Source organism: Mycobacterium sp. NGS59, from assembly GCF_059812345.1.
In genome coordinates this window covers 1-25320 of the sequence record NZ_JCALCN010000005.1, presented here as the reverse complement: position 1 = coordinate 25320, position 25320 = coordinate 1, and the positions used below count along the sequence as shown (strand labels likewise).

The window sequence follows — 25320 nt, the reverse complement described above, 5'->3', positions numbered from 1 at the left end:
CGGGGTTGCATACCCGGGCGCGCGGGGCCGAAAACCCCGGCGGACCCCCGCGCCGGGTTTCCTAGATACCGGTCCAGGCGCTGGCCACTTCGGTCGCGACGTCGATCACCTGCGCGGCCTGCGACTCCGGCTTGTCGATCTCCTCTTTGACGTACTGAGCGATGAAGCGCCGGATTTCGCCGTCCACACCGGCCAGGATGCGCAGCACCTCGCCGCGGATCGACTTGGACGACACATTGACCGTGATGTCGGAGGGCCGCGGCTTGGAGACGTCGACGATGAGCAGCAGCGGCTCGGCGGCCCGCGCGGTGGCCCGCAACGCGATATCCCCGGCGACCACGAACCGCTGCTTGTCCAGCCGCAGGTCCAACAGCAGGTCGATGGACAGCGGGATGTGGATGACGAAGGTGATCAGATCGCCGAGTTTGCGCGTCACCCGGGGCTCTTGGATCTTGACTTTCGCGCTGACCTTGGCGATTCCGCCCGGCCCCTGCGCGATCGGTTCCATCTCGAACTCGCTGCCGGCGATCTGGGCGAATGCGGCGGCCACCCGGTCCGGCGTGACGGCGACCTCGAAGAATCTGCGGCCGAACTCTTCGTAGCTGAGGAACTCGTGATTCTGCATAGATTGAACGGTCTCATGTCACCAGTGCTCTCGGTCGTTGATCCGTTCGCGTCGCCGAAAATCGCGCTGCGGATCGTCATCTCGGGTCGCTACCAGCGTGATCCAGGCCACTCGCGCCGGATTTGTGAACAACGCCACAAGGGGCCGATCTGATTCGGTGTGTCGCCCCTGACCCTGCCACCCTGGAAACCATTGGAGGTGTTAAGTCTCATGCGCGCGCACGAATCAACCGAGCAGCGCTCGATAGCAGGGCTGCTGACCTGGCTCGGCGGCGGACACCGGCGCGAACTCACCGAACGCCATGAGCGATCCACCCACGCCGTCGCCGGCGCGGTGGTGGTGCTGGGCGCGGTGCTGGCCTGGCTGGTCGCCGCGCTGGCCGTGCGGACGTCGGTGCACGCCGCTCCCCTGTGGGCGGTCCTCGCGCCGACCGTCGTCTTCGGGCTGCTCGTCGGCGCGGTAACCCGCGCCATCGCAAGCGGCCCGGCGCGGGGGTGGGCGGATGTCGCGGGTCGTGCGGCCGTTGCCGTCGCCATCGGCGTGCTGGTCGGCGAGCTGGCCGCACTCGTCGTCTTCTCCGCGGTCATCGACGACCGCCTGAACGAGCGGGCGCTGCACGACGCCGACTCGTCGCCCGCGGTCGCCCACGCCTCGGCCGAGCTGCGGCAGGCTCAGGCGGCACGTGCGGCGCTGGATACCACCGTCGATCAGGCGCGCGGACACCGGGATCAAGCCTTGGTCGTGGCACGCTGCGAGTACAACCCCAGCCCGGCATGCCCCCAGACCCGCATCACCGGCGTTCCCGGTCAGGGGCCGGAGACGCGGACAGCCAACGAGTTGCTCGCCGACACCCAGCGCGAACTGGACAACGCGCTGGCCACGCGGGACCGTCAAGCACCTGACCTGGACGCACGGGTCGCGCGTATGGAGCGGGCCGTCGCCGAGGCCCGGCACGGCGTGGTCGCCGACGCGGGCCGAGGCCTCGGCGGGCGCTGGGTCGCGATGAACGACCTGACCATGTCGAATATCGGCGCACTGCTCTTGCGGGTGCTGAGCATCGCATTCTTCGCGCTGTTGTACCTGTTGCCGCTGATCCTGCGCGGCTGGCGCGGTGAGACTACCCACGATCGTCACGCGACGGCGCGCGCGGAGCGGGAACGGGCCGAGTTGGATGCCGACACCGCGATCGCGATCAAGCGGGCCGAGGTCCGCCGTGCCGCCGAGATCATGTGGGCCGAACACCAGCTGACCCAAACCCGCCTGGCCATCGAGGCCCAGGCCGAGATCGACCGGGAACACCAGCGCCGCCGGGTCGTGGAAGCGATTCAGGCCCCGGTGCGCGCGACGTCCGAACGCACCTTCGAACCCGTGGAGGAAGACATGTACCTGCCGATCGCCGCCGAGGCGGAGGCGGCCAGCCGCGCGGTGGCGCAGTTGCCTGCCGGCGACGAGGCCGACGCCGCGCCGATCGACGTGCCGGAAAACCTGCCGGCACCCGTCGAGCCCGTCGAGCAGCAGACTCTCGAGCATTACGAAGAACCCCAGGAACGGACCCCGTTGATCCCGTCCATCCCCGACGCCACCAAGGCGGCCGCTCGGTGGATTCGTCCGTTGGTGCCGCCGTTCGTCGCGCGCGTCATCGACAACACGACCCAGCCGTTGCGCAGCGCCCGTCAGGTGTTCGAGGAGGTCGAGGAGATCGCGTTCTCGCTCAAGCGCACCCGCAAGGTGACGTTCGGCTCGGAGAGCACCGAAGGCGCCGGGCGTGAGCAGGTGCAGGCCGCGAGCCCCGACATCACCGAACGCCAGGACCCCGCCGCGAGCAACCGGATCGAATCCTCGCGCGGCTGGGCCGCCGGCCCGCCTCCTCCCGGCGCCCACCACGAGCAGGTCGACACCGGCGCGGAATACGCCCGCCTGGGCGGGGTCTCCCGGTCCGACCTCGCCGGCCTGACCGTCGGTCCGGATGGTCGGCGAGAACTGGTCGAGCGCAAGGGCCCGCGTGAGTTGCGTGCACCCGAAGGCCCGCGTCAGCTGCCGCCCGGCAAATAGGGAGACGTGAGGCCCCAGAGCGGTCGGCTCGGCACACTGGTCGCGGCGTAGTATCGGGCCGGCAACAGCACATTGACGGGGAACGGGACGGGAGTGGATTCGTGACGGCAGCGATCGCGGATCGGCAACGCGCGGTGTCGACCGGGGCGCCGGCCGCCGCATGAAGGTCAGCCTTTTTCTCGCCGACGCCGCACAGGCCGACGCCCAGTCGGGGAAGGTCCACACCCTCGGATTGGGCTGGCGGCAGTGCCAAACGCCAACGCCCCCTTTCGCTTTGGTGATGTTTCTGGACATCGACTGGGACGAGACCAACAAACGGCACAAGCTGACCTGCCAGCTGCTCAATACCGACGGCCAGCCGGTGATGGTGCCCGGTCCGCAAGGGCCGCAGCGGATCTCGTTCGAGGCCGCGGCCGAAGCGGGGCGCCTGCCGGGAGCGATTCACGGCACCGCGGTGCGCATGCCGCTCACCCTCAATATCCCGGGCGGGATTCCGCTGGATCCGGGCATCTACGAATGGCGGGTAGAGGTGGAGGGTTTCGAACACGCCACCACTGTCGAAGCATTCATCGTGCTGCCGGGGATGCTCACGCCGAACCCGGGGTAAATTCGCACCGAACCGCGAGAGCCGTTGCGCTGAGCGCTAATCGACGGTGAGTTCCAGACGCTGCAAACGACGCACCAGGATGCTGGGCAACCACCCTCCGACCTCGGCGGCCTCGATGCGCGAAGTGCGGTCCAGCAGCAGCCGCAACACGATCTGCGCTTCCAGCCGGGCCAGCGCGGCGCCGACGCAGAAGTGCGCTCCGCGACCGAAACTCACGTGGTTCTTGCCCGTTGCCCGGTCCAGTCGGAACTCGTCCGGCGTCTCGAAGTGGGCCGGATCGCGGTTGGCCGACCCCCACAACAACAGCAGCCGCGTATCGGCGGCCAAGTCGACGCCGGCCAGGGTGGTGTCGCGCAGGACGTGGCGGTAATGACCGCGGAACGGCGGCTCGAAGCGCAGGGTTTCCTCGACGAATGCCCCGAGCAGCTCCGGGTTTTCCCGGACGCGGCCCGCGATGTCGGGCCGGTCGGCAAGTATGCGCGCCGCGCTGCCCAGCAGGGACGCGGTCGACTCCCCCGCGGCGGCGAACAGCGTGATCATCATGACCTGGGCGGTGAGCGGGTCCAGTTCGCCGGCATGGCAAGCCCGCGCCAGTTCACCCAGCAAGTCGTCGCGCGGGTGGCCGGCCGCTCGGGCAAACTGTTCGGTGATGTAGCCGCTGAGTTCCAGGACGGCCCCTCCGGCGGCGGCCAACTGTTCCTGGCTGCCCAGACCTTCCAGCAATTGGGTTGCCGCGCAACCCCATTGCATCAACTGGTCGACGTCGGTGTCGGGGAGTCCGATCAGTTCGGCCACCACCATCATCGGCAACCGGTTGGCCACGGCGCTCATCCATTCGATGCGTCCATCCACCATGCCGTCGTCCCACAACCGTTCCGCGGTCCGGGTCGCGAAGCGTTCGACGGCACGGATCCGCTTGGCTGCCAGGTAGCGCACCATCAGCTTGCGGTGCACCGCGTGCGCGGGGTCGTCGGCAGTGGCCAGCACATGGGTCGGCCCACCGAGCGGATCCATCTGAAACGGCACGACGGTGCCGTCGGCGGTGTACAACATCGTCGCGGTCAGGTTCGACGAGAAATCTTCGGTCCGCAGGACCGCTTCGTTCACCGCGTCCCAGCCACCGACCGCGTAGAAGCCGGAGTCGCCGATCCGGTGCACCGGGCCCGCGGCCCGCATCCGTTCGTACAACGGGTACGGGTCCTGGATGGCGGCGGCGCCGAACAGTTCGACCGCATCGACGAGGGCTACGTTCATCGTCCCAGGTTGATGAACCGGTAACCGCAGGTCAATGGCATCGGTCAAAGCTGATATCCGGACTCGTCGGGGCCGGCGGCCGGATGTCTCAGCGAATCCGGCCGACCAGCGACTATGCTGAGAAAATTATTGCTGTTCGTCTCAATCCTGAGATGTCAGCAGAGGTGATCTCGATCGGAGGCGGATGCCGGCGCGTCGCGACGACTGGCTGGTCGGCGGTGATCGCCGCACGGTCGCCGCCGAACGCATCTACGACGCGGCGATGCAGCTGATCGCCCGCGAGGGTTCGGACGCACTCGACATCGACCGGCTGGCCGCGCAGGTGCACTGTTCGCGGGCGACCGTCTACCGCTACGCCGGGGGCAAGGCCGAGATACGCGATGCCGTCCTGAACCGGGCCGCGGCCGGCATCGTCGAGAGCGTCCGTGTCGGCGTCGACGGCCTGACCGGCCGTGAACGTGTCGTCACCGCGATCCTGGTGGCGCTCAGGCAGATTCGCGCCGATCCACTGAGCAGGTTGATGGTCGGCTCGATCCGCCGGCCCGACGCGATGACGTGGCTTACCGATTCACCGCTGCCGGCCGCGTTGGCCACCGACCTGTCCGGCCTGACCGACGGCGATCCCGTTGCCGCGCAATGGATTGTCCGCACGGTGCTGTCCCTGCTGTACTGGCCGGTCGAGGACGACGAGCTCGAACGCGAACTGGTGCAGCGCTTCGTCGGTCCTGCGTTCGACGAAAAGCTCTGAGCCGCTTACTCGTTGCCGAACGACTCGTACAGCTCGGGCAGAAACCCGGCCAGATGGTTCATTTCTTGCGCGCAGTGCACCAACAGGTTGCGTGCCGTGGACTCGGAGACCCCGATCACTTTCGCGGCGACCGGGCGCACCGCCCTGGAAGCCAGATCGGGCGCGTTGCGGACGGCGATGTGCGGTCCGCCCATCCAGAACCGGGAGCGCATCTCCGATCCCGTCGCGGTGGAACGGATGTGGTGGACGAACCAGCCGGCGTCCACCGGCGCGTCCCCGGAACCCAGTCGAGCGCATATCGCGACCGCGTCATCGCTGTCGGGCGGCAGGCCCATGGTCGACGGATCCGCGAATTGTATTGCGGCACTGAGCAACGCGGAGCCAATGTACTCACTGATCATCGACCAGCGACCGACGTAGCGCTGGGCACCGCGGCGTCCGCCGTCCGCGCCGTCCTTCCAGCGCGCCGACAGGTGCGCCCGCGGGTGCCACAGCTTGTAGCGGCGGCTGTCGCTGCCGTGCCAGCCGAACCACCACGACCACATCGCCGGCGTGACGCCGGGCATGTCGGTCAGCACCGAAACCTGCATGCTGCCGTCCTGGAGCAGGCCGTAGCCGTTCTCGGTCTGCTGGTAACCTTCGTCGGCGACACCGGCGGCGTCATCCAGGGCCAGCAGCGTTGGTCCGGCCTGCGGACCGTGTTGCAGCGCCGTCACGACATGCGCTGGCAGCGGTGCCATTTCGGGCTTGAAGAACTTGGCCCACGGCGTGTTCACGTCGTCACCCCGATAGCCGAGGTAGGCGTCATCGGCCATCTCAGATCCGTCCCATCCAACTGTTGAACAGCCCGTCCGGGTCGTACTCGGAGCGCACCCGGTCCAATCTGGTCATCGCAGCGTCGCTGGCGAACCGCGCCGGGCGCTGGCCGAGATTCTCGTCGGCCAACTGGATCCCGGTGGCCAGGTGGGACATGGCAGCCATGTTCGACCGCGCCCAGTCGCCGTAGCGGTCATCGTCGGCGGGGTCCTTCCATGCCCCGTACAACGCCAGGTACACCTCGTCCTCGATGCTGTAGGCCATGTCGGGCCGCTGCGGCGACGGCCCCCAGTTCAGCCACAGGAAATGCGACGGGTGATCGGGGATCGTGTCGATGATGGTACGAATCCCCGGCAGCAGGTCCTCGGCCGCCGCCGAGGTCCACATGTTGTCTGCGGCGTAGCGGTAGTCGGACAGGTAGTTGCTCATGACCGCGTCGAACCAGGTCGGCATATCGGTCGGCATATAGGGCACTTTGACGAGTGCCTTGTCGAGCACCGGGACGGTGCCGAAGATGGACAACGCCTGTTCGGCTTCCTTCTCGGTGTCGGCGAACGCGGGTGAGGCGAACACGATGGCGGGATCGTCGAGTCCCATGTTCGGCACGCTTCGCGTCGCGACGATCTGCATCTCGACGCGCCGGTCAACTTCGGCGCTGACGTTGCGCGCCCAGGTGTAGATCTCGTCGGCGTAGTCGATCGGGTAGACGTACACGCTGGTACCGCAAGCACCCGGGCGCGGGTACAGCTTGAGATAGAACGACGTGACGACCGCGAAGAAGCCGGGTCCCGCACCGCGCGCCGCCCAGTAAAGATCGGCGTGATTGTCTGCGTCACAATGGATCTTGTCGCCGTCGGCGGTGACCACGTCTAGTCCGACGACGCTTTCACAAGCCAGGCCCCACACCCGGCTGTTCCAGCCATACCCACCCTGCAGCAGATATCCGCCGACGCACACGCCCCGACAGTGGCCGCCCGGGAAGAACAGATTCTGGGCTTCGAGTTCGCCGAGCAGGATGCTGCCGCCCTTGCCCGGACCGACGACGGCCACCCCTTTCTCCGCGTCGATCGTGGCGTGGTCGAGGCGGTGCAGGTCGAGCAGCAGGGCACCGTCGCGCAGGTGGTTCGCCGCCCAACTGTGCCCACCCGATCGAATGCTGACTTTGAGGCCGTTGGCTATGGCGTAGCGGATCGCGCCCACCACCTCGTCGGTATCCACCGCCTGCACGATCACTTCCGGGTAGCGGTCGGGGACGCGCTGATTCCACACCGTTTCGCGGCGGGCCGCCTCGTACCCGTCGTGGTTGCGAAAGAAGTGCCGTCCGGCGGGCAGACCATCCATGAATCAGCTCCTTGATCCACATAACGGATCTATATAGTCCGTGATGCGGCCGACTATAGTGGACTCGTGGGGCAAACGGAACGGAAATCGCCGACGAATCGCGACGAGGGAATCCAGGTGTTGCGGCGCGCTGCGGCCGCATTGGATGAGATCGCGGCGGAGCCGGGCCAACTGCGCCTGGTCGATCTCGGCGAGCGCCTCGGGCTGGCCAAATCGACCGTCCGACGACTGTTGGTGGGGCTGGTCGAGGTCGGTCTGGTCGGCGTCGACGCCGGCGGCCGGTTTTCCCTCGGTGAGCGGTTGCTGGGATTCGGCAGCGCGACCGGCGCACACATCGCGGCACGGTTCCGCCCGGTCATGGAACGCGTCGCGGCCGAGACGGACGGTGAAACGGTCGATCTGTCACTGTTGCGCGGCCAGCGGATGTGGTTCGTCGACCAGATCGAGTCGTCCCATCGGCTCCGCGCGGTCTCGGCGGTCGGCGTCCGATTTCCACTGTTCGGGACGGCCAACGGCAAGGCCGCGCTGGCGGCACTCGACGACCTGGACGCCGAGGCGGCGCTCGCCAAGATGCCCGCCGTCGAGGCGGATGCGCTACGCCGACAGCTCATCGAGATACGTTCCAGCGGAATAGCTTTCGATTACGACGAGTACACCCCCGGAATTTCCGCGGCGGCTGTCGCGCGCCGCACGGCCGGCGGCACGGTGGTCGCGATCTCGGTACCGACTCCCAGCGAGCGCTTCGCGGACAAGCGGGAGCGCATCGTGGCCGCGCTGCTGGCGGCGGCAGACTCATCGGTCTGGACGCGCTGAGGGCCGCGGCACTTCCCCGTTGCCGCGGCCGAACTCAACCTGTCGTGGCTATCGGGCCACCCGCTCCGCCAGCGACCGCAGATGGTCGGCCACGAACAACTCACCCCACTCGTGGCGCGCGGCGGACTGCGCCTCGACGAAGCTGGGTGTTTTTTCTCCGTCGCCGGCCAGGTGCACCAACGCCCAGGCCATCGCGAACACCGGAACCCGGTGACGCTGTGCAGCACTGTGCAACTCGTCGAATGCGGTGTCCGACCTACACCGGCGCAGACCGATGAGGATGCCCTGCGCGGTGTCCAGAATGCGGCCCGAACTCGGGCTGTGCGAGGTCTGGGTGGGCGCCCAGCTTGCCGTCATGCCTTGGTACCTCCTGCTACTGCTACCCAAGTACGCCCGGCGGCGCGCGCCGCGATTGGCATACCGTGCCATGATTTGCGGGTCTTTCCCGTCGCGCCAGACGTGCGCCGACATCGATACGCTCCTGTGAGCGTGCTGATATCGGCCGGATGCCGCACCGGTGAATCAGTCTGCGAGAGCCAGGACTTCGTCGAAACCGGCGACCAGGGCGTCGTGGAAGACCTGGTAGTCGGGTATGGCGGCGCTGTCCACGTTGATGCCCAATGCGCAGGTGTCGCAATAGGACAGCAGTGTGACGTTGACCGACGCGCCGATCGTCGGACCGAAGGCGTACTGCCCGCGCACGGCGGCACCGCCCAGAAAGACCGGGATCGGCACACCCGGCACGTCGCTGGCCACGAAGTCGACGTGGCGCAGCACCGACCCGATGTACCAGCGCGGCATCAGGTTCAGCACGCCGGCGATCAATTGCGTGTAGGGCAGGGACTTCTCGTCGCGTACCGCGCTGACACGCCGGTGTATTTCCCGGATCCGCCGGGCCGGATCGGGTTCGCCCACCGGCACGTCGAACCGCATCAACGTGATCCGGTTACCGCCCATGTCGTCGTTCTCGGTGCGCAGGCTGATGGGCATCGACAGATGCAGTTCGCCGACGCTCGCCCCGTGCTTTTCGTGGTAGCGACGCAACCCGCCGGTCACCCCCGCGACGAACGCGTCGTTCAGCGCGCCACCACAGTTGTGGGCAGCCGCACGCAACTGCAGACGCGACACCTCGTGCACCGCCAGATGACGAATCAGGCTGCGTTCCTTGGTCAGATCGGAACCGGTGCGGTTCAGTGGCCGCACGGTGCGGTACACCGAAGCCGCGTTGGCCGCGGCCGAACGGACGGTGTCCAGCGGGCGCCGGGCGCCGTCGTACATCAGTCGCGGCATCCACCTGGCCGCCCCGGCCACCGCATTACCCACCAGGGAAGCGTTGTAGCGCAACGTGTCACGATAGCCGCCGAGCCGGGGTGGCCCGGGAACCTGCGGCAACGCCGGGAGTTCCTCGACCTCGAAATGTTCGGCGGAGAGATCGAACAGCGTCATCGCGATCTGGACGCCGCCGACTCCGTCGGTCAGCGCATGGTGGAACTTACAGATCACGGCGGCGCCGCCGTCCTGCAGACCCTCGACCAACGTGATTTCCCACAGCGCGCGGGCCCGGTCGAAGTCCTGCATGTGGGCCAGCCGGGCCATTTCCAGGACGTCGTCGAGCGTGCCCGACCCCGAAACGGCGGTGCGGCGCAGGTGATAGTCCAGGTCGAAGTCGCGGTCGTACTCCCACCGCGGTGGGGCGGGCGGCGGCGATTCCACCACTCGCTGGCGAAAGATCGGCAGCTTGCGACTCAGTAGGTCGAACCGGTCGCGGACGGCGTCCCAGTCCGGAGAACCGTCCAGCACGATGACACTGACCACGGTCGAGCGCAACCGTGGATCGGTCTCCATCGCCCACGTGAAAGCGTCACTGTTGCGCATGAATTCGGTCACGATCGGTTCCACGATTCAAACCTACGACCGCCGGCTGCCGATGTCGCTGGGTTGTTGGCAGCCAATGACTTTGGTCCCTGGAAGTCGGGCCCTTCGTCTCGCAGGTCAGGGGCCGAGCACGCGGCGGGTGTAGTCGTTGCGGAAGACGCGATCGGGGTCGAGTCGATCGCGGACGGCGACGAACCGGTCCCAGTCGGGGTAACGCGGGCGCAGCGTGGCGGCGCTCTGATAGTGCCGCTTGCCCCAATGCGGCCGTCCCGCATACTCGTTCATGATCTCCTCGACGGCACGGAAGTAGCTTTCGAACTCCATACCGGTGAACTGGTGCACCGCTATGTAGCAGGTGTCGCGGCCGTACGCGGTCGACAGAAACGCGTCGTCGGACGCGGCGAAGCGCACTTCGAGGGGGAACATGATCGGCAGCCGGCGCCGGCGCACGACGTCGATCACCCGCTGGACGGCGAGCTGCGCGTGTTCGCGCGGAATCGCGTACTCCATCTCGGTGAATTTCACGTTGCGCTCGCTGGCATAGACCTTCCAGCCGTGGTCCTGGACTTGCGCCGGCGACATCAGGCCGGTGAGCAACTGGTTCAGCGCGGGCGCGGCGTGCGGAAACCGCCGTCCGGCGCGGCAGATGACGTTCAGGCCGATGTTCTCGAACTCTTCGCCGAGTTTTTTCCGCCACCGCGGCTGTGGTCGGGGTTCCTCGTTGCTGCGCCGCGTGCTGCGGGTCAAGGCGGTGTCGCCGTAGGGAAAGACGAAGAATTCGAAGTGGTCGTTGCCGTCGACATGTTCGTCGAGCTGCTCAAGCGTCTGGCTCAGCGGTCGCAGCTCGTCCTGGCGGTGCAAGGTGAACAGCGGAACCACCTTGAACGTGACCTGGGAGATCACGCCCAGCGCCCCGAGCGACACCCGCGCGGCCAGATAGGCCTCCTCGTCTGACCGAGCGGATACCTGCAGGACGTCACCGCCGGCGGTGACCAGCCGCGCCCCGACGAGCTGGGCCGACACGTTCTGGAACCGGGCGCCGGTGCCGTGCGTAGCGGTCGCCGTCGCCCCGGTGATCGACTGCTTGTCGATATCGCCCTGATTTTCAATCCCGAACCCGCGTCGGGCCAGCTGCCCGAACAGCGAATGCAGTTGTGCGCCACCCTCGACCGTAGCCAGCCCGTTGGCCGCATCGAGGTCGACGATGCGCTGCAGACCGGTCATGTCGATCATGACGCCGTCAGTGCAGGCGCAGTCGGTGAACGAGTGCCCGGTCCCCACCGCACGAACCGGCTCGCCGCGTTGCGCCGCGCGGGCGACGATCTCGACCAGTTCGGCTTCCGAGGTCGGGCGTTCGATCGCCGCCGGCGCGCAGACCTGATCGCCGGCCCAGTTGGTCCATGTCGTCATAGGAACGTCTGCCCCTCCCCGCGGTACGTCGGGACGGTGTCGACGATCGCCGCGCCTCGTATCAGGTACAGCCGGTCGAACCGCTCGCACAACTCGCCGGCCTTGGTGTGGCGGAAATACACCTTCTCCCCGACTTTCAGGCGCCGAGCGGCTTCGCCGGTCAGGGGTGTCTGGACTTCGCCGGTGCCTTCCAGCGCATTCAGCTTCAGACCGGTCGGCAGGTACGGCGTCGGCATCCGGTCTTTGGCGCCCACCCCGCTGGCCAGATAGCCACCACCGAGCGCGGTCACCGTCTTGTCGTCGGGACGGCGCGACACCGGTAACGCGAACATCGCCGCCGGCTGCAGGGTGAAAGTGGAATAGGAGTCGAACAGTGTCGGAGCGTAGAACCCCGAGCCCGCGGTCGCCTCCGTCATCGCCGGTTCCCGGGCGACCAGTTGCAAGTCTCCGGTGCCGCCGGCGTTGACGATTTCGAGATCGGCGACTTCGCGCACGAGATCCACTGCGCGGGCGCGACGTTCACTCAATTCTGCGATGGAACGGCGCTGCATCCAGCCCACGACCGCATTCTGCGCGCGTTTTCCGGAAACCTGGTCACCCAGCCCGGCGATGTGCCCCTCGTAGGACATCAGCGCGACGAGCTTGAGCGCCGGGCGTCTGGCGATCTCCTCGGCGAGCGCGCGGGCCTGTTCCGGAGTGTGCAACGGCGAGCGTTTGGGCCCGATCTTCAGCCGCCCGCCGGCCCACCACAGACCGGCGTCCAAGTCCAGGCATAACCGGATGGGCTGGTCGGTCACCGCCTGGATCAGGTCGAGATGTTCAACGCTGTCGACCATCACGATCGGTGCTCCCGTGGGATCCGCGGCGGTGAGCTCGCCGAGTTCGCGCAGCGCCGCGCGGTCTGTCGTCGGGTAGGCGAGCAACAGGTTGCCGAAACCCTGACCGGCCAACCACAGTGTCTCGCGCAGGGTAAAGGTCATCAGGCCCTCGAAGCGAGGGCTGGACTCGAGGATCTGACGCTGTAACGGCCTGCACCGCAACGACTTCGACGCCACCCGGATCGGCTTGTCGCCCGCCCGGCGCAGCATCTGCCCCGCGTTGTGCCACATCGCGTCGAGGTCTACGAACGCAAACGGCGCATCGAGATCGGCGAAGGCCTGTTCGTAGCGTTGCAGCCGGCCGGGTGAATCCAGCCTGACCTGCTCGTCACCGGCATGCACGCCGTCACCCTAGACGAAATCGCGGTCAAAGGATCGCTTTGGCGTCCTTCGCGGCCGCGATCTCGTCCCATCCCAGGTCGAGTTCGAGCAGTATCTCTTCGGTGTGCTGGCCGTGTTCGGGCGCACGCGTGGGGCCGGGCGGGGTCTCGTCGAATTGGACCGGCGCGGCCACGGTCCGGTACTTCTCGCCCCGGTCATCGACATTGGTGATCACGTAGCCGTTGGGTTCCACCTGCGGATCGTCGAGGGTTTCCCGCGGCGTGGCCAACGCGCCCCATACCCCTGGTTCGTCCTTCAGCACCTGGCGCCAATGCACAAGGTCTTGGGCGGCAAAAGCTTTGGCGAAGATGTCCGTCGCTTCGGTGGCGTTGGCGATCAGATTACTCGACGGCACGAACCGCTCGTCGTCGACGAGTTCGGGCAGACCCATGCGACGGCAGAAGCCGGCCCAGAACTTGTCGGGTTGCAGGAAGACCAGCTGAATCCACCTGTCGTCCTTGGTTTTATACCGGGCTACCAAGGGATTGATCGCCAACCCTGGTGGTGCGCCCGGGATGCCGTCCATGTCGAACAGGTCGGCCACCGAAATGGACGGCGCGATGGCCCACATCGCCTGCGCCAGCAACGACGAGTCGACGATGCTGGGCGCACCGGTGCGTTCCCGGTGGAACAACGCCGCACACACGCCGCCGGCCAGCGTCGCGCCGCCCTGCAGGTCACCGAACGCCGGACCCTGGACCGCCGGGTTCTCGGTGCCGAACGGAGTGAGCGTGTAGGCCACCCCGCCCCGGGCCAGGTAGGTGGCGGCGTCGAATCCGCCACGGTCCCGATCGGGACCGCGCACGCCCAGGCCGGTGCCCCGGGCAATGATGATGTCCGGGTTGAACGCCCGAATGTCGTCGACCGTCAACCGGGCCCGCTCCAGCGCGCCGGGCAGCCAATTCGTCAGAAACACATCCGCCGAAGCCAACAACCGGCCGAACAGCTCTCGGCCGGTGTCGGACTTGATGTCGATCGCGACGCTGCGTTTGCCCCGGTTGCTCAGCTCCAGGATGAAGTCGACATCAGCGCGTGCCGCCGCACGGGTGAAGCCGCCAACCACCAGCGCGCGCCCCGGGTCTCCGGAGGCAACGCCTTCGACCTTGATGACGTCGGCGCCCCAGTCAGCCAGGGCGACTCCGGCCGACGGCACGTACGTCCAGGACGCCAGTTCGACCACCCGCACCCCGGAGAGCATGCCCGTCATCGCCTACCCCTTTAGTGACGTACGTCATTTCTTGCTATTTTAGATATTCTAGCTACTGTAAGGAATGAGTTGGCCCGGCTGGCCGGACCACGTGCACACGGAGCCGGACAATGGGGGCAGCGCTGACGACGAAAGACTCTGCGAGGCAAGCAGTCTGCATGCTGGCCGCCGAGGGTGCCGGCACCCCCAAAAGTCCAGCCGGGTCGTTGACGTGAACGACGGCAACGCGCAGTCGTCGGACCAGCGGCGCCTGTATGAGTTGATGGCGCTGATGAAGGCGGCCGACGACCGGTTGTCCAAGGGCATCGGCACCGGCGAGTTCATGTGCGTGTACTGGCCGTCGCGCGGTCAGGAAGCCATCGCCGCCGCCATGGCAGTGGCTTTGCGCCCCGGCGATCAGTTGGTGACGACCTATCGCGGCTTGCACGATCTGATCGGCAAGGGCGTGCCCCTCGAGGAGATCTACGGCGAGATGATGGGCCGGGTCGTCGGCGCTGCCCGGGGCAAGGGCGGCACCATGCACATCGCCAATCCTGGTGTGGGAGTGATGTTCTCGACCGGGATCGTCGGAGCCGGCCCACCCGTGGCGGTGGGCCTGGCGATGGCGGGCAAACGCAGGGGACTCGACCGCGTCACGGTGGTCAGCTTCGGCGACGGCGCCACCAACACCGGCTCGTTTCACGAGGCGGCCAACATGGCCGCGCTGTGGGATCTGCCACTGGTCTTCGTCTGCCAGAACAACCTGTACGCCGAGATGACGCCGACGTCGGACACGATGAAGCTCCAGCACGTCGCCGACCGCGCCGCCGGGTACGGGATGCCGGGCGTGCGGGTCGACGGCAACGACCCGCTTGCGGTGAAGGCGGCGCTGGACGAGGCACTGGAGCGGGCGCGGCGCGGCGACGGACCGACCTTCGTCGAGTGCGTGACGTTCCGGTTCCGCGGTCACTATTTCGGGGACCGGATGCCCTACATCCCGAAGGATCAGCTCGCCGCGGCGATGGCCGCCGACCCGGTGCCGCGGTTCCGCGGGTATCTGGTCGATGCCGGAATATGCGGAAGCGACGAACTCGACCGCATCGACACCGACGCCGCGGCGCGGGTCGAGGCGGCGTTGCGCACGGTGCTGAGCGCCGACCCGCCGTCCACCGAGGAACTCGACCAGGACGTGTACGCGACGCCGATCAGATTCCCGGCATGAGGCTGGAAAACCGCATGGCAGAACAAGAAATGACGATGCGCGAGGCGCTCAACCTCGCGCTGGACCAGGCGCTGGCAGCCGACGATCGGGTGTTCCTGCTCGGCGAGGACATCGCCGACCCGGGTGCGTCCGGCCCGACCGCGGGACTGTCGTCGAAGTACGGTCACGAGCGGGTGCTGGATACGCCGATCTCCGAAGCGGGCATCGTCGGGGCCGCGATCGGTGCGGCGATCGACGGGCTGATCCCGGTGGCCGAGATCATGATCATGGACTTCATCGGTATCGCCGCCGACCAGCTGATCAACAGCGCCGCCAAACTGCGGTTCATGACGGCGGGTCGCACCACCGCGCCGATCACCATCCGCACCCAGGTCTACGCCGGCCTGGCGACCGGGGCGACGCATTCCCAGTCCCTGGAGGCCTGGTTCATGCACATCCCAGGCATGAAGGTCATCGTCCCGTCCACCCCGCGCGACGGCAAAGGTCTGCTGACCGCGGCGATCTTCGACCCGGACCCATGCCTGTTCGTCGAGACGATCCGGTTGCAGAGCCGCAAGGGACCGGTCCCGGTCGACGCCGGCTTCGCAATCCCGTTGGGACAGGCCGATATCAAACGTCCGGGCACCGACGTGAGCCTGATCGGCTACGGCCGCGCGGTGCACGACGCGCTCGCGGCGGCGGCCACGCTGGCCGAACAGGGAGTCAGCGCCGAAGTCGTCGACCTGCGCACCCTGGTGCCGCTGGACGTCGAGACCATCGTCGAATCCGGCCGCCGGACAAGACGAGTCGTGATCGTGCACGACGCCGTCCAGTTCGCCGGACCGGGAGCCGAGATCGCCGCGATCCTGCACTCCGAACTGTTCGACGAACTTGACGCGGCGATCGAACGGGTCGCCGCCCGTTTCGTGCCCAATCCGGCCGCGCCGGCATTGGAAGCACAGATGTATCCCTCGCCGGCGCGGATCGTCGCAGCGGCCCGACGCGCTCTGGAAAAGTCCCGCGAGAAAGCCAGAGTGCGTGACTGACTTCATCATTCGGATCCCCCGGGTGTCGGTGGCCGTCTCGGAAGCCGAACTCACCGACCTGCTCGTCAACGCCGGCGACTACGTCGACGAGGGCACCCCGATCTACGTGATCGCCACCGAGAAGGTGGAGCAGGAAATCGAGGCCGGCGCCGCGGGAACCGTGCAGTGGACCGGCCAGGTTGGGACGACCTACGACATCGGCGCCCAAATCGGCGTCATCACTTCATAATCCGGACTAGCGAAAGGTACTCCCCCGATGGACCTCAACGAGACCCGCGAGCGAATCATCTACGAAAAGGAGGGTGCGATCGCGCGGGTGATTCTGAACTGGCCGGAGAAGGCCAACGCCCAGGACCAGAAACTGGCCGAGGAGGTCGACGCCGCACTGCTGGACGCGGACCGCGATTACGACATCAAGGTGCTGATCCTGAAGGCGAACGGCAAAGGTTTCTGCTCGGGTCACGCGATCGGCAACAACGCCGTCGACTACCCGGATTTCGTCACCGCCGCCGGGGTGATGGGCACGCCGTGGAAGCCGCAGACCGACCTGTTCGTCAAGCCGATCCTGAACTTGTGGGAATTCTCCAAGCCGACCATCGCGCAGGTACACGGTTACTGCGTCGGCGGCGGCACGCATTACGGGCTGACCACCGACATCGTGATCGCCGCCGAGGACGCCTACTTCTCCTATCCGCCGCTGCAGGGCTTCGGTATGCCATCGGGCGAATGCTCCATCGAGCCTTGGGTTTTCATGAACTGGCGCCGTGCGGCGTATTACCTGTACCTGGCCGAGGTGATCGACGCCAAGAAGGCGCTGGAAGTCGGTCTGGTCAACGAAGTGGTTCCCCGCGACCAGCTGGACACGCGGGTGGAGGCGATCGCCCGCCACATCGCGCAGGCCCCGATGACGACGCTGCTGGCCACCAAGGCCAATCTCAAGCGTGCCTGGGAACTGATGGGCATGCGGGTGCACTGGCAGAGTTCCAACGACCTCGTCGCGCTCGCCTCGATCAGCAAGGACGTGCAGCAATTGATTCAGACCGTGTTCAAGGACAAGGTGCTGCCGTCCGAGCAGGCCCGGCGCCAGGCCGCCGCGGCCGCTTCGACCGATGGCGCCGCCAGTTCCTGAGCCGATGAACATCGCCGACCATGCGAGCACAGCGCCGGATTCCCCGGCACTGCTCACCGAGGGCGGCGTGATCACGTTCGGTCAGTTGTACACCCGCAGCCAGCGGGTCGCCGCGGCGCTGCACGATGCCGGGCTGCGCCTGGGTGACGGGGTGGCGCTGATCCTGCCGAATCGCCCCGAGTTCTTCGAGATCACCTGGGGTTGCCAGCTTTCCGGTTTGTACTACACCGCGGTCAACACTCATTTCACTGCCGACGAAGTCGCTTACGTCATCGACGATTCCGACGCCAAGGCGGTCTTCGTGGATGCATCCCTGCAGGGACTTGTGCGAGATCTCCGGAAAGTCGATGTGCAGGTGACTGTCGGGGATCGCCTGCCTACCCCGAATGGGTACGAGGACCTGCTGGCGGCGGCCGGCGCGGCGCCCCCGGTGTCGGACGGGTCGGAGATGCTGTACTCCTCGGGCACCACCGGGCGGCCCAAGGCGGTACGTCGCCCACTTCCGTTCGACGGCAACGGATCCTGGGCGCAAGCGGTCCTGCAACTGGCGCTGACCCGCAAGTACGGGATGGACCCTTCCAGTGTGTATCTCTCCCCCGCGCCGCTGTATCACGCCGCCGGCGTGAACTACACGATGGCCGTCAACCGGGTCGGGGCCGCCTCGGTGATCATGGAGAAGTTCGACGCCGAAACGGTGTTGCGCCTGATCGATGAACATCGGGTCACCCACGCGCAGTTCGTGCCGACGATGTTCGTGCGGATGCTCAAGTTGCCTGCGGCGGTCCGGGCGAAGTACGACGTGTCCAGCCTGCAGTGCGTGATTCATGCGGCCGCACCGTGCCCGGTGGACGTCAAGCACCGGATGATGGACTGGTTCGGCCCGATCATCCACGAATATTACGGCGGCACTGAGGGTTTCGCCGGCACCACGATCGGGCCCGAGGAGTGGCTGGCGCACCCGGGTTCGGTCGGCATCCCGATGACCGCCGTCCACGTCGTCGGTGAGGACGGCAGCGAGCTACCGGTCGGCGAATCCGGTGAGCTGTACTTCGAGGGCGGCCCCGACTTCGAGTATTTCAAGGACCCCGCCAAGACCGCCTCGGTCTACAACGAACACGGCTGGCGCACACTGGGCGACATCGGCCGGGTCGACGCGGACGGCTACCTCTACCTCACCGACCGTGCCACGTTCATGATCGTCTCCGGCGGGGTCAACATCTACCCGCAGGAAGTGGAGAACCTGTTGGTGATGCATCCCAAACTAATCGACGCGGCCGTGTTCGGCGTGCCCAACGAGGAATACGGCGAGGAGGTCAAGGCTGTCGTACAGCCGGTAGCCGGCATCACACCCGGCGCCGACCTGGAGGCCGAACTGATCGACTACTGCCGGACGCACCTGGCGACCTATAAATGCCCGCGCACCATCGAATTCGATGTCGAACTGCCGCGGGACCCGAACGGCAAGCTCTACAAGAGGCGCATCCGCGAACGCTACTGGCAGGGACGGATGTCGCGGATCTTATGAACGAGGACGAGGCATGGATGTGAACTGGACGCCGCTTCCGGTGCCGTGGGCGGTGCAGTCGCCGGATCGGATCCCCAAGCAGCGGTACTACGACCCGGACTTCTACGCGCTGGAGAACGAGAAGTTCTGGCCACGGGTGTGGCAGATGGCCTGCCGGCTCGAGGAGATCCCGAAGACCGGTGATTTCGTGGAGTACGAGATCCTCGATCAGTCCGTCATCGTGGTGCGGGTGGACGCCGAGACGGTGCGGGCCTACCACAACGCGTGCCGGCATCGCGGCGTGAAATTGGTGGAAGGCTCCGGATCCCTGCCTGGATCCCGGCGCACCTTCGTCTGCCCGTTTCACGGCTGGTGCTGGAACATCGAGGGCCGCAACACGTTTGTCCTCCGGCCGGACGCGTTCGACGAGTCCAATTTGGACCCGCAGGATCTCGCCCTGGTGCCGGTGCGATGCGAAGTGTGGGGCGGGTGCGCGTGGATCAACCTCGACGACGACGCGCCGGGGCTGCGGGACTGCTTCGAACCGTTCGCGACGATCTACGACGCCTGGCGGGTCGAATCGCTGCGCACCGAATGGTGGCAGTCGTGCCGGCTCCCGGTGAACTGGAAGCTCGCGACTGCCGCGTTCATGGAGGGATACCATGTCCCGCAGACTCACCCGCAGCTGCTGCCGTCGGCGCAGCCCAGGACCTCGGGACCGATCGGTCTGGCTCAAACCAGCCTGTACTTCATGCGTACGTTGGGTGAAGGCATGGCCGGCATGACCCATGCGAATGACATCAGAATTGCCGAGGGCCTGCAGGACATCGACCTGCCCGCCGACCCCGCCGAGGCGATGGCGGTGTGGAAGCGCACGCTCAATGACGCTGTGGTGCACTGGCATCGGGCCCGCGGCTGCGACATCCCCGACCTGAACGAATTGCAGCGCCGCGGCATCGTCGATGCGATCGGCTTCTGCTTCCCGCACTATTTCCTGTTGCCGCAGTACAGCAGTGCCTCGTCGTACCGCATTCGTCCCCTCGGCCCGGAGGAGACGTTGTTCGAGATCTGGTCGCTGACCCGCATCCCGCCCGATCAGGTCACCGGCAAACCGATTCCGCCCGAGCCCATGGCACCCGACGATCCGCGCTGGCCCCCGATTCCGGCTCAAGACTTCTCCAACCTGCCCAAGCAACAGAAAGGCCTGCACTCCAAGGGATTCGAGTTCATGCGGTTGTCCAGCCAGATCGAGGGGTTGATCTCCAACTTCGAACGCGTCATCGACGGCTTTCTCGCCGACCTTCCGTACCGGGCGCTGGTGCCGGCGATCCAGAAGACCAACACCACCATCGACGTCCCGATCGCCGATCTCGGCTTCCAGGAAGGTATCCGCCGATGAGCACCGTCAACTGGGACCGCTCCGTCGACCTGGTGATCGCGGGCAGCGGTGGCGGCGGCATGGTCGCCGGCCTGGCCGCACTGGACGCCGGACTGCAACCGCTGATCGTCGAGAAACAAGGTCTGGTCGGCGGTTCGACGGGATTGTCCGGTGGCATCGTCTGGCTGCCGAATAATCCGCTGATGCGCGCCGACGGTATCGCCGACTCGCACGAGGACGGCCTGGCCTACCTGGCCGACGTGGTCGGTGACATCGGTGCGGCTTCCTCCCCCGCACGACGCGAGATGTTCCTCACCGCCGGCTACGAGATGATCAACTTCCTGTTGCGCAAGGGAGTTCGGCTCATCCGCTGCGCCGGCTGGAGCGACTATTACCCGAACCACAAGGGCGGCAACGAGTCCGGCCGAGCGGTCGAAGGCATCCCGTTCGACGCCGCCGAACTCGGTTCGTGGCGCGACAAAGTACAGCCCTCGCTGGCCAAGAATTACGGGTACGTGGTGCTGACCAATGAGCTGCGTTCGGTGCAGTACTACAACCGCGCGCCGCGCGCTTTCGCGGTCGCCACCAAGGTATTCGCCCGGACCAGAGCCGCGCGCATCGCCCGTCGCCAGATCCTGACCAACGGTGCGTCGCTGATCGGGCAGCTGCTCAAGGTGCTGATCGAACTGAGCGACGGTCAGCCTCCGCTGTGGATCAACGCCGCCATGGACGATCTGATCGTCGAGGACGGCCGCGTGGTGGGCGCACGCATCATCCGCGACGGCAGGCCGGTGAACGTCGAAGCGCGCAAAGGAATTCTGTTGGCCGCCGGGGGTTTCGGCCACAACGCGGACATGCGCCGGCAGTACAGCGGTGACCAGCCGAACGACGGCAAGTGGTCGATCGCCAACGCCGGTGACACCGGCGAGGTGCTGCAGGCCGCGATGCGCCTCGGCGCGAAGACCGATCTGCTGGACGAAGCGTGGTGGCTGCCCTCGGTTTTCATCGCCAACGGCGGCGCGGCCGCGGCGTCGCTGGGTTCGGGCCGGCAACGTCCGGGGGCCATCTACGTCGACTCCACCGGCCGGCGGTTCTGCAATGAGTCGAATTCCTATGTCGAGGTGGGCAAGGCGATGTACGCCAACAAGGCGGTGCCGTGCTGGATGGTGTTCGACGACGGGTATGTGCGCCGCTATGTTGCCGGGACCAATCCGCTCAATCGTCAGCACCTGCCTCCTGCGCTGATCGAGAGTGGTGCGGTCAAACGCGCCGATACGCTGAGCGGCCTGGCCCGCCAAATCGACCTTCCCGCTGACGAACTGACCCGAACCGTGCAGCGGTTCAATGCCTTCGCCGCCAAGGGGCTGGACCCCGATTTCGGCCGGGGGCAGTCGGCCTACAACGACTGCCTCGGCGATCCCGGCTACCGGCCCAATGCCGCCGTGGGCCCACTGGACCGGGCGCCCTATTACGCCACCAGAGTCCTGCCGGCCGACGTCGGCACCTGCGGCGGCGTGATCACCAACGAGCACGCCCAAGTCCTCGACGAGCACGACCGGGTGATCGAGGGGCTGTACGCCACCGGGAATACCACGGCGACGGTGATGGGCCGAACCTATCCGGGGGCCGGGGCGAGCATCGCCAGCTCGATGGTGTTCGGCTACGTCGCCGCACGACACGCCGCGGGCCGCAAGGTCGCCGGCGAGATGAGCCGTTAGCCGGGCGCTTCGTCCCGGCCGATGAAGTCGCGGGGCTTCATGCCCGACTGCATCAGTTCGGCGCGGCGGGCCTGCACGTCGGACGCGGCGCCGACCATGTTGGTCAGGATGTGACTGACCTGCAGGTGCACCCGCATGCCCATCAGCTCCCAGGCCCGCTTGACGTTGTTCTTGACCGCCATCAGGGTGGTCAGCGGGATCTGGGCGATCTTGCGCGCCATCTCCTCGACGGTGTCCTCGAGCTGATCACGCGGCACCACCTTGTTGAGTAGACCCCAGTCGAGGGCCTGCTCGGCCGTCAGCGTCGGCGCCAGCAGTAACCAGTCCATGGTGCGGTGCCAGTTCATCAGCAGCCACGGCTCGATCATGGTGTGACCGCCGGGCTCACCAAGGCTTTGGGCAAGGGGCATCTGGAAATACGCGTCTTCGGAGGCAACGCAGAAGTCGGTCAGCAGACCCAGATAGATCCCGCCGCCCATGCAGTAACCGTGGATCTGCGAGATCGTCGGCTTCGGGAACTCCCACAGGTACAGCGTCGGCCACAGGAACAGGTCGGCGGAGCCTTTGTAAAGGTCCTCGAAGTTGTCGCCGAAGTCGGGATAAGGGTTTTCGTCCGGGCCCCAGCGTGCGACGTGGCCGCCGCAGAAGCCTTTTCCGTTCGCCTTGAGGATGACGACCTTGATCTCCCGGTCGCGATCCGCTTCGTGCAGGCAGGTGTCGACTTCCTCGACCAGTACGGCGTCTTTGGTGTTGGCCTTGTCGACCCGGTTGAGAATGATTCGCGCGATTGGTGGTTCGCGCTCGTAGATGACCGCTTCGAGGACGCGCCGCTCCATCTTCGTGACACTACCTCTCGCACGTCAGGCACGTGCCAAAAGCCACGCGTGCCCGTCACCCTCGCCGCTCGCCACTACGTCCAGTTGGGCGAACACGGCGGGTAGTTCACCGGCGGCTGCCCGAAACTCTCCCGGTGCGGCGTCGACCTCGCTGAGCGTCGCGATCGCCAGGAGTCCGCCCGGTGCCAGCCGACCGATCAGGTCCTGATCGAGGCGACGGTCACGAAACTTGTTGCACAGGATCAGGTCCACCGGTTCGCCGGCCGGCAGCCCCTCGTCGAGGTCGACGACGTCGAAGCGGCAGCGACCGTCAACACCGTTGCGCCGAGCCAGATCTCGGGCCTGCCGGATGGCGACGTCGGAAACGTCCAGTCCCCACACGTGCAACCCCCGGATCGCCAACCAGACCGACGCCAGTCCCTGGCCGCAGGCGATATCCAACGCCCGTCCTGTCTCGGGTATTAGATCGACATGAGCGGCAAGGACTTTCGGTGCAGCGACGGTCTGCGCGGGCCCCCAACGGGTATAGCGTTCGTCCCAGCGGTGACGGTCCTGCCCGGTCATGGTGCCGACGTTACCGGCGCGCCGCCCCGGATTCCGCGGTCTCCGACGGGCGGGGATCGCCGAATCGCTGGTGGATCGCGCGCATCGGATCGGCGGTGGTGCCGGGAAATCCGCGATAGGGCGACCGCCTGCGCAGGTACCAGCGGACAATGGGAGCCGCCAAGCGCAGCGGGAAGCGCAACCAACCGACCGCGGCGCGGGTTTCGTCCAGCATGCTGGAGAGTGAATGATGCTGGAACGCAAGCGCTTGCTGCGCGGGGACGGTGTCCAGCCAGTCGGTGGCATACCAGGTCAGATCGTCGTCAGGATCGCCTGGCCGGCCCGCCGGGATGGCACCGGGCAGACCCATCGCCGCTGCGTAGTCGGATCCGATCTCAGCCTGGGTGATCCGGTGGGTGTGATCGCCGCCGATCAGGAAGATCTGCCGCACCTGGTCGGTGACGGTGGCCGCGCAGCACGCGTGAGCGACGTCGCGGACGTCGACGGTGTGAATGCGCCCGTCGGACGGCAGTACCGCCTCGAAGAACACCAGGTCGCGGTCAATTTCAAAGCGTGGTTTGGCGGTGAGCACGCCGCCCAGACGCAGCACCACCCAGTCCAGGTCGGACGTCACGACGCACTGCTCGGCCAACGACTTGTGCTGTCCGTACAGATCGGTCGGCCGCACCGGCGTGGTCGCCGTCAGCAGCGAATCGTCACGATGGGGGTTGCGCGCACCGTAGACCGCGATACTGGATACCTGCACGAATCGCGGGGGGACCGTCAACTGCGACGCGGCCCTGACCAGGGTCGCGGTCGCGGTGACGTTGACGGCGAACGCAAGTTCAGGACGGGCATAGCAGAACGGCGGGATGATCGCCGCGAGATGAACGATGGCGGTCGGGGCGACAGTCTCGAGCAGAGCGGTGACGTCGTCGGGCGATGTGAGGTCGGCCCACCGGATCTGGACCGAGGGATGTGCGGTGAGTTGCTGTGCGCGCTTGCGGTGCGCGGGCGCGTCGAGGTCAGTGGCGATTACCTGACGGCCCCGCTCGGCCAGGGCGGCCACCACCGCGGAGCCGACCAGACCGAAGGCGCCGGTCACCAGTACCCGCTCGGCCGCACTCATACTGCTCCCATTCGTTTCTGGACACCTGTCTAGGTGTTGCTTGTACGGTATCAATCGTCACCTCGATACGGCAAGCGAGGACGATCTGGTCCGCAATCAACACGTGACGGTCCACTGTCTTCCGATGTGCTTGTCCCGAACGTTCCGCTTTTCCTACACTGGACGGGTGTCTAGAGAAGCGACGTCGCCTGCGACGAGCGACGTCAGCACAGCGCGCCGATCCGACCGGCGGCCGGGTCAGACCATCCGCAAAGTGCTCGACGCCGGGTTGGAGGAACTACGCCAGTCCTCGTACGCCAACCTCACGATGCGCGCCGTGGCCCAGCGCGCGGGCGTGTCGCCGGCCAGTGCTTACACCTACTTTTCGTCCAAGAGCGCTCTGGTCGCGGCCGTGTATCTGCGCTTCCTGCGTGAGCTGCCGTTGCACACCGACGTCAACGACACCACCAAGACCCGGGTCAGCGCGACGATGCGGGACATGGCGCTGGTCGTGGCTGACGAGCCAGAGTTGACTGCCGGGTGCGGCGCCGCCCTGATGGCCGACGACCCCGCCGTCGCACCCTTGCGGAATGAGATCGCGGTCGAGGTGGCGCGGCGGATCGGCGCCGCGCTCGGCCCCGGCTGGCCCGGCGCAGTGAAGTCGACGCTGCAGATGACCTTTGCCGGCGCCTTGATGAGCGCGCGGTTCACCACCTATCAGGAAATTTCCGGACAACTCGACGAAGCGGTGAATCTGATACTCGGGGCTTCCGTCGCGTAGGAATCCAAATCGGTTGTCTGACAGCAGTTCTGGCTACGGGCCGTCGTCGTCCTCGGGGATCAGGAGTTTCTCGGGGTGGTGGAATGTGTT

The 25320-nt window shown here is 66.7% G+C and carries 24 protein-coding genes; 12 read left to right on the top strand and 12 right to left on the bottom strand.

Going from position 1 to position 25320, the window contains the following annotated elements:
* Positions 1-61 precede the first annotated feature (61 nt).
* Positions 62-625: a hypothetical protein gene (locus tag AC5Y46_RS07965; protein ID WP_499942490.1), complete on the bottom strand. Its 564-nt coding sequence runs from the start codon at positions 623-625 to the stop codon at positions 62-64.
* 210 nt (positions 626-835) lie between these two features.
* Here AC5Y46_RS07965 and AC5Y46_RS07960 point away from each other — a divergent pair, with 210 nt between their 5' ends.
* Complete coding sequence (locus AC5Y46_RS07960) at positions 836-2677, top strand: DUF4407 domain-containing protein (protein ID WP_499990628.1); 1842 nt, start codon at positions 836-838, stop codon at positions 2675-2677.
* A gap of 160 nt (positions 2678-2837) precedes the next feature.
* Positions 2838-3284, top strand: a complete 447-nt coding sequence (locus tag AC5Y46_RS07955) for a DUF6941 family protein (protein ID WP_499942492.1) — start codon at positions 2838-2840, stop codon at positions 3282-3284.
* Positions 3285-3320: 36 nt separating this feature from the next.
* Here AC5Y46_RS07955 and AC5Y46_RS07950 read toward each other — a convergent pair whose 3' ends face one another.
* Complete coding sequence (locus AC5Y46_RS07950; protein WP_499990627.1) at positions 3321-4538, bottom strand: cytochrome P450; 1218 nt, start codon at positions 4536-4538, stop codon at positions 3321-3323.
* A gap of 184 nt (positions 4539-4722) precedes the next feature.
* Here AC5Y46_RS07950 and AC5Y46_RS07945 point away from each other — a divergent pair, with 184 nt between their 5' ends.
* Positions 4723-5286, top strand: a complete 564-nt coding sequence (locus AC5Y46_RS07945) for a TetR/AcrR family transcriptional regulator (protein WP_499990625.1) — start codon at positions 4723-4725, stop codon at positions 5284-5286.
* Positions 5287-5291: 5 nt separating this feature from the next.
* Here AC5Y46_RS07945 and AC5Y46_RS07940 read toward each other — a convergent pair whose 3' ends face one another.
* On the bottom strand, positions 5292-6101 hold the full coding sequence (locus tag AC5Y46_RS07940) for a DAPG hydrolase family protein (RefSeq protein WP_499990621.1): 810 nt from the start codon (positions 6099-6101) through the stop codon (positions 5292-5294).
* Position 6102: 1 nt separating this feature from the next.
* Entirely contained in the window at positions 6103-7443 is a 1341-nt protein-coding gene (locus AC5Y46_RS07935) for an FAD-binding oxidoreductase (RefSeq protein WP_499990620.1), read from the bottom strand.
* Positions 7444-7509: 66 nt separating this feature from the next.
* Here AC5Y46_RS07935 and AC5Y46_RS07930 point away from each other — a divergent pair, with 66 nt between their 5' ends.
* Positions 7510-8256: an IclR family transcriptional regulator gene (locus AC5Y46_RS07930; protein ID WP_499990619.1), complete on the top strand. Its 747-nt coding sequence runs from the start codon at positions 7510-7512 to the stop codon at positions 8254-8256.
* Positions 8257-8304: 48 nt separating this feature from the next.
* Here the strand turns inward: AC5Y46_RS07930 and AC5Y46_RS07925 are convergent, their stop codons facing one another.
* The 5 genes from AC5Y46_RS07925 to AC5Y46_RS07905 all read right to left on the bottom strand — a co-directional run bounded on the left by AC5Y46_RS07925 (position 8305) and on the right by AC5Y46_RS07905 (position 14007).
* Positions 8305-8613, bottom strand: coding sequence for an ANTAR domain-containing protein (locus AC5Y46_RS07925; protein ID WP_499942501.1), 309 nt, complete (start codon positions 8611-8613; stop codon positions 8305-8307).
* Positions 8614-8778: 165 nt separating this feature from the next.
* Positions 8779-10131, bottom strand: coding sequence for a wax ester/triacylglycerol synthase domain-containing protein (locus AC5Y46_RS07920; protein WP_499990778.1), 1353 nt, complete (start codon positions 10129-10131; stop codon positions 8779-8781).
* Between the two features lie 117 nt (positions 10132-10248).
* The gene (locus AC5Y46_RS07915; protein WP_499990618.1) at positions 10249-11541 is read right to left on the bottom strand and encodes a D-arabinono-1,4-lactone oxidase; all 1293 of its coding nucleotides are present in this window, start codon (positions 11539-11541) and stop codon (positions 10249-10251) included.
* Positions 11538-12761 (bottom strand): amino acid deaminase/aldolase, encoded by a 1224-nt coding sequence (locus AC5Y46_RS07910; RefSeq protein WP_499990617.1) that lies wholly within the window; start codon positions 12759-12761, stop codon positions 11538-11540. Before AC5Y46_RS07910 ends, AC5Y46_RS07915 begins: the two co-directional genes overlap by 4 nt.
* A gap of 25 nt (positions 12762-12786) precedes the next feature.
* Positions 12787-14007, bottom strand: coding sequence for a CaiB/BaiF CoA transferase family protein (locus tag AC5Y46_RS07905; protein WP_499990615.1), 1221 nt, complete (start codon positions 14005-14007; stop codon positions 12787-12789).
* A gap of 262 nt (positions 14008-14269) precedes the next feature.
* On the opposite strand from AC5Y46_RS07905, the gene AC5Y46_RS07900 reads away from it, so the two are divergent.
* From AC5Y46_RS07900 to AC5Y46_RS07870, 7 genes are read left to right on the top strand one after another with little or no spacing between them, the layout of a single operon-like run.
* Positions 14270-15208 carry a thiamine pyrophosphate-dependent dehydrogenase E1 component subunit alpha gene (locus AC5Y46_RS07900; protein WP_499990775.1) on the top strand — a complete coding sequence of 313 codons (939 nt, stop codon included), beginning with the start codon at positions 14270-14272 and terminating at the stop codon, positions 15206-15208.
* A 14-nt stretch (positions 15209-15222) separates the two neighbouring features.
* A complete protein-coding gene (locus tag AC5Y46_RS07895; RefSeq protein WP_499990614.1) occupies positions 15223-16233 on the top strand; it encodes an alpha-ketoacid dehydrogenase subunit beta in 1011 nt (336 codons plus the stop codon).
* A complete protein-coding gene (locus tag AC5Y46_RS07890; RefSeq protein ID WP_499990613.1) occupies positions 16226-16462 on the top strand; it encodes a lipoyl domain-containing protein in 237 nt (78 codons plus the stop codon). Before AC5Y46_RS07895 ends, AC5Y46_RS07890 begins: the two co-directional genes overlap by 8 nt.
* Positions 16463-16489: 27 nt before the next feature.
* Complete coding sequence (locus AC5Y46_RS07885) at positions 16490-17362, top strand: enoyl-CoA hydratase-related protein (protein WP_499990612.1); 873 nt, start codon at positions 16490-16492, stop codon at positions 17360-17362.
* A 4-nt stretch (positions 17363-17366) separates the two neighbouring features.
* A complete protein-coding gene (locus AC5Y46_RS07880; RefSeq protein WP_499990610.1) occupies positions 17367-18887 on the top strand; it encodes an acyl-CoA synthetase in 1521 nt (506 codons plus the stop codon).
* Positions 18888-18900: 13 nt separating this feature from the next.
* Entirely contained in the window at positions 18901-20265 is a 1365-nt protein-coding gene (locus tag AC5Y46_RS07875; RefSeq protein WP_499990609.1) for an aromatic ring-hydroxylating oxygenase subunit alpha, read from the top strand.
* A complete protein-coding gene (locus tag AC5Y46_RS07870; protein WP_499990608.1) occupies positions 20262-21962 on the top strand; it encodes an FAD-binding protein in 1701 nt (566 codons plus the stop codon). The genes AC5Y46_RS07875 and AC5Y46_RS07870 overlap by 4 nt, the downstream gene beginning before the upstream one ends.
* Here the strand turns inward: AC5Y46_RS07870 and AC5Y46_RS07865 are convergent.
* The 3 genes from AC5Y46_RS07865 to AC5Y46_RS07855 are packed head-to-tail and all read right to left on the bottom strand — an operon-like array spanning position 21959 to position 24470.
* On the bottom strand, positions 21959-22798 hold the full coding sequence (locus AC5Y46_RS07865; protein WP_499990606.1) for an enoyl-CoA hydratase-related protein: 840 nt from the start codon (positions 22796-22798) through the stop codon (positions 21959-21961). The genes AC5Y46_RS07870 and AC5Y46_RS07865 overlap by 4 nt on opposite strands.
* A gap of 24 nt (positions 22799-22822) precedes the next feature.
* Positions 22823-23362, bottom strand: coding sequence for a class I SAM-dependent methyltransferase (locus AC5Y46_RS07860; RefSeq protein WP_499990605.1), 540 nt, complete (start codon positions 23360-23362; stop codon positions 22823-22825).
* Between the two features lie 10 nt (positions 23363-23372).
* Positions 23373-24470: an NAD-dependent epimerase/dehydratase family protein gene (locus tag AC5Y46_RS07855; RefSeq protein ID WP_499990603.1), complete on the bottom strand. Its 1098-nt coding sequence runs from the start codon at positions 24468-24470 to the stop codon at positions 23373-23375.
* Positions 24471-24636: 166 nt separating this feature from the next.
* On the opposite strand from AC5Y46_RS07855, the gene AC5Y46_RS07850 reads away from it, so the two are divergent.
* Positions 24637-25230, top strand: a complete 594-nt coding sequence (locus tag AC5Y46_RS07850) for a TetR/AcrR family transcriptional regulator (protein WP_499942539.1) — start codon at positions 24637-24639, stop codon at positions 25228-25230.
* Positions 25231-25320: the final 90 nt, after the last annotated feature.

Bases quoted from the DNA above. Each gene is read 5' to 3' on its own strand.
- AC5Y46_RS07945 (WP_499990625.1), top strand. From the start codon at position 4,723: ATGCCGGCGCGTCGCGACGACTGGCTGGTCGGCGGTGATCGCCGCACG.
- AC5Y46_RS07875 (WP_499990609.1), top strand. From the start codon at position 18,901: ATGGATGTGAACTGGACGCCGCTTCCGGTGCCGTGGGCGGTGCAGTCG.
- AC5Y46_RS07935 (WP_499990620.1), bottom strand. From the start codon at position 7,443: ATGGATGGTCTGCCCGCCGGACGGCACTTCTTTCGCAACCACGACGGG.
- AC5Y46_RS07920 (WP_499990778.1), bottom strand. From the start codon at position 10,131: ATGCGCAACAGTGACGCTTTCACGTGGGCGATGGAGACCGATCCACGG.
- AC5Y46_RS07895 (WP_499990614.1), top strand. From the start codon at position 15,223: ATGGCAGAACAAGAAATGACGATGCGCGAGGCGCTCAACCTCGCGCTG.
- AC5Y46_RS07960 (WP_499990628.1), top strand. From the start codon at position 836: ATGCGCGCGCACGAATCAACCGAGCAGCGCTCGATAGCAGGGCTGCTG.
- AC5Y46_RS07870 (WP_499990608.1), top strand. From the start codon at position 20,262: ATGAGCACCGTCAACTGGGACCGCTCCGTCGACCTGGTGATCGCGGGC.
- AC5Y46_RS07940 (WP_499990621.1), bottom strand. From the start codon at position 6,101: ATGGCCGATGACGCCTACCTCGGCTATCGGGGTGACGACGTGAACACG.
- AC5Y46_RS07865 (WP_499990606.1), bottom strand. From the start codon at position 22,798: ATGGAGCGGCGCGTCCTCGAAGCGGTCATCTACGAGCGCGAACCACCA.
- AC5Y46_RS07905 (WP_499990615.1), bottom strand. From the start codon at position 14,007: ATGACGGGCATGCTCTCCGGGGTGCGGGTGGTCGAACTGGCGTCCTGG.
- AC5Y46_RS07860 (WP_499990605.1), bottom strand. From the start codon at position 23,362: ATGACCGGGCAGGACCGTCACCGCTGGGACGAACGCTATACCCGTTGG.
- AC5Y46_RS07885 (WP_499990612.1), top strand. From the start codon at position 16,490: ATGGACCTCAACGAGACCCGCGAGCGAATCATCTACGAAAAGGAGGGT.
- AC5Y46_RS07965 (WP_499942490.1), bottom strand. From the start codon at position 625: ATGCAGAATCACGAGTTCCTCAGCTACGAAGAGTTCGGCCGCAGATTC.
- AC5Y46_RS07925 (WP_499942501.1), bottom strand. From the start codon at position 8,613: ATGACGGCAAGCTGGGCGCCCACCCAGACCTCGCACAGCCCGAGTTCG.
- AC5Y46_RS07950 (WP_499990627.1), bottom strand. From the start codon at position 4,538: ATGAACGTAGCCCTCGTCGATGCGGTCGAACTGTTCGGCGCCGCCGCC.
- AC5Y46_RS07900 (WP_499990775.1), top strand. From the start codon at position 14,270: ATGGCGCTGATGAAGGCGGCCGACGACCGGTTGTCCAAGGGCATCGGC.
- AC5Y46_RS07955 (WP_499942492.1), top strand. From the start codon at position 2,838: ATGAAGGTCAGCCTTTTTCTCGCCGACGCCGCACAGGCCGACGCCCAG.
- AC5Y46_RS07915 (WP_499990618.1), bottom strand. From the start codon at position 11,541: ATGACGACATGGACCAACTGGGCCGGCGATCAGGTCTGCGCGCCGGCG.
- AC5Y46_RS07855 (WP_499990603.1), bottom strand. From the start codon at position 24,470: ATGAGTGCGGCCGAGCGGGTACTGGTGACCGGCGCCTTCGGTCTGGTC.
- AC5Y46_RS07880 (WP_499990610.1), top strand. From the start codon at position 17,367: ATGAACATCGCCGACCATGCGAGCACAGCGCCGGATTCCCCGGCACTG.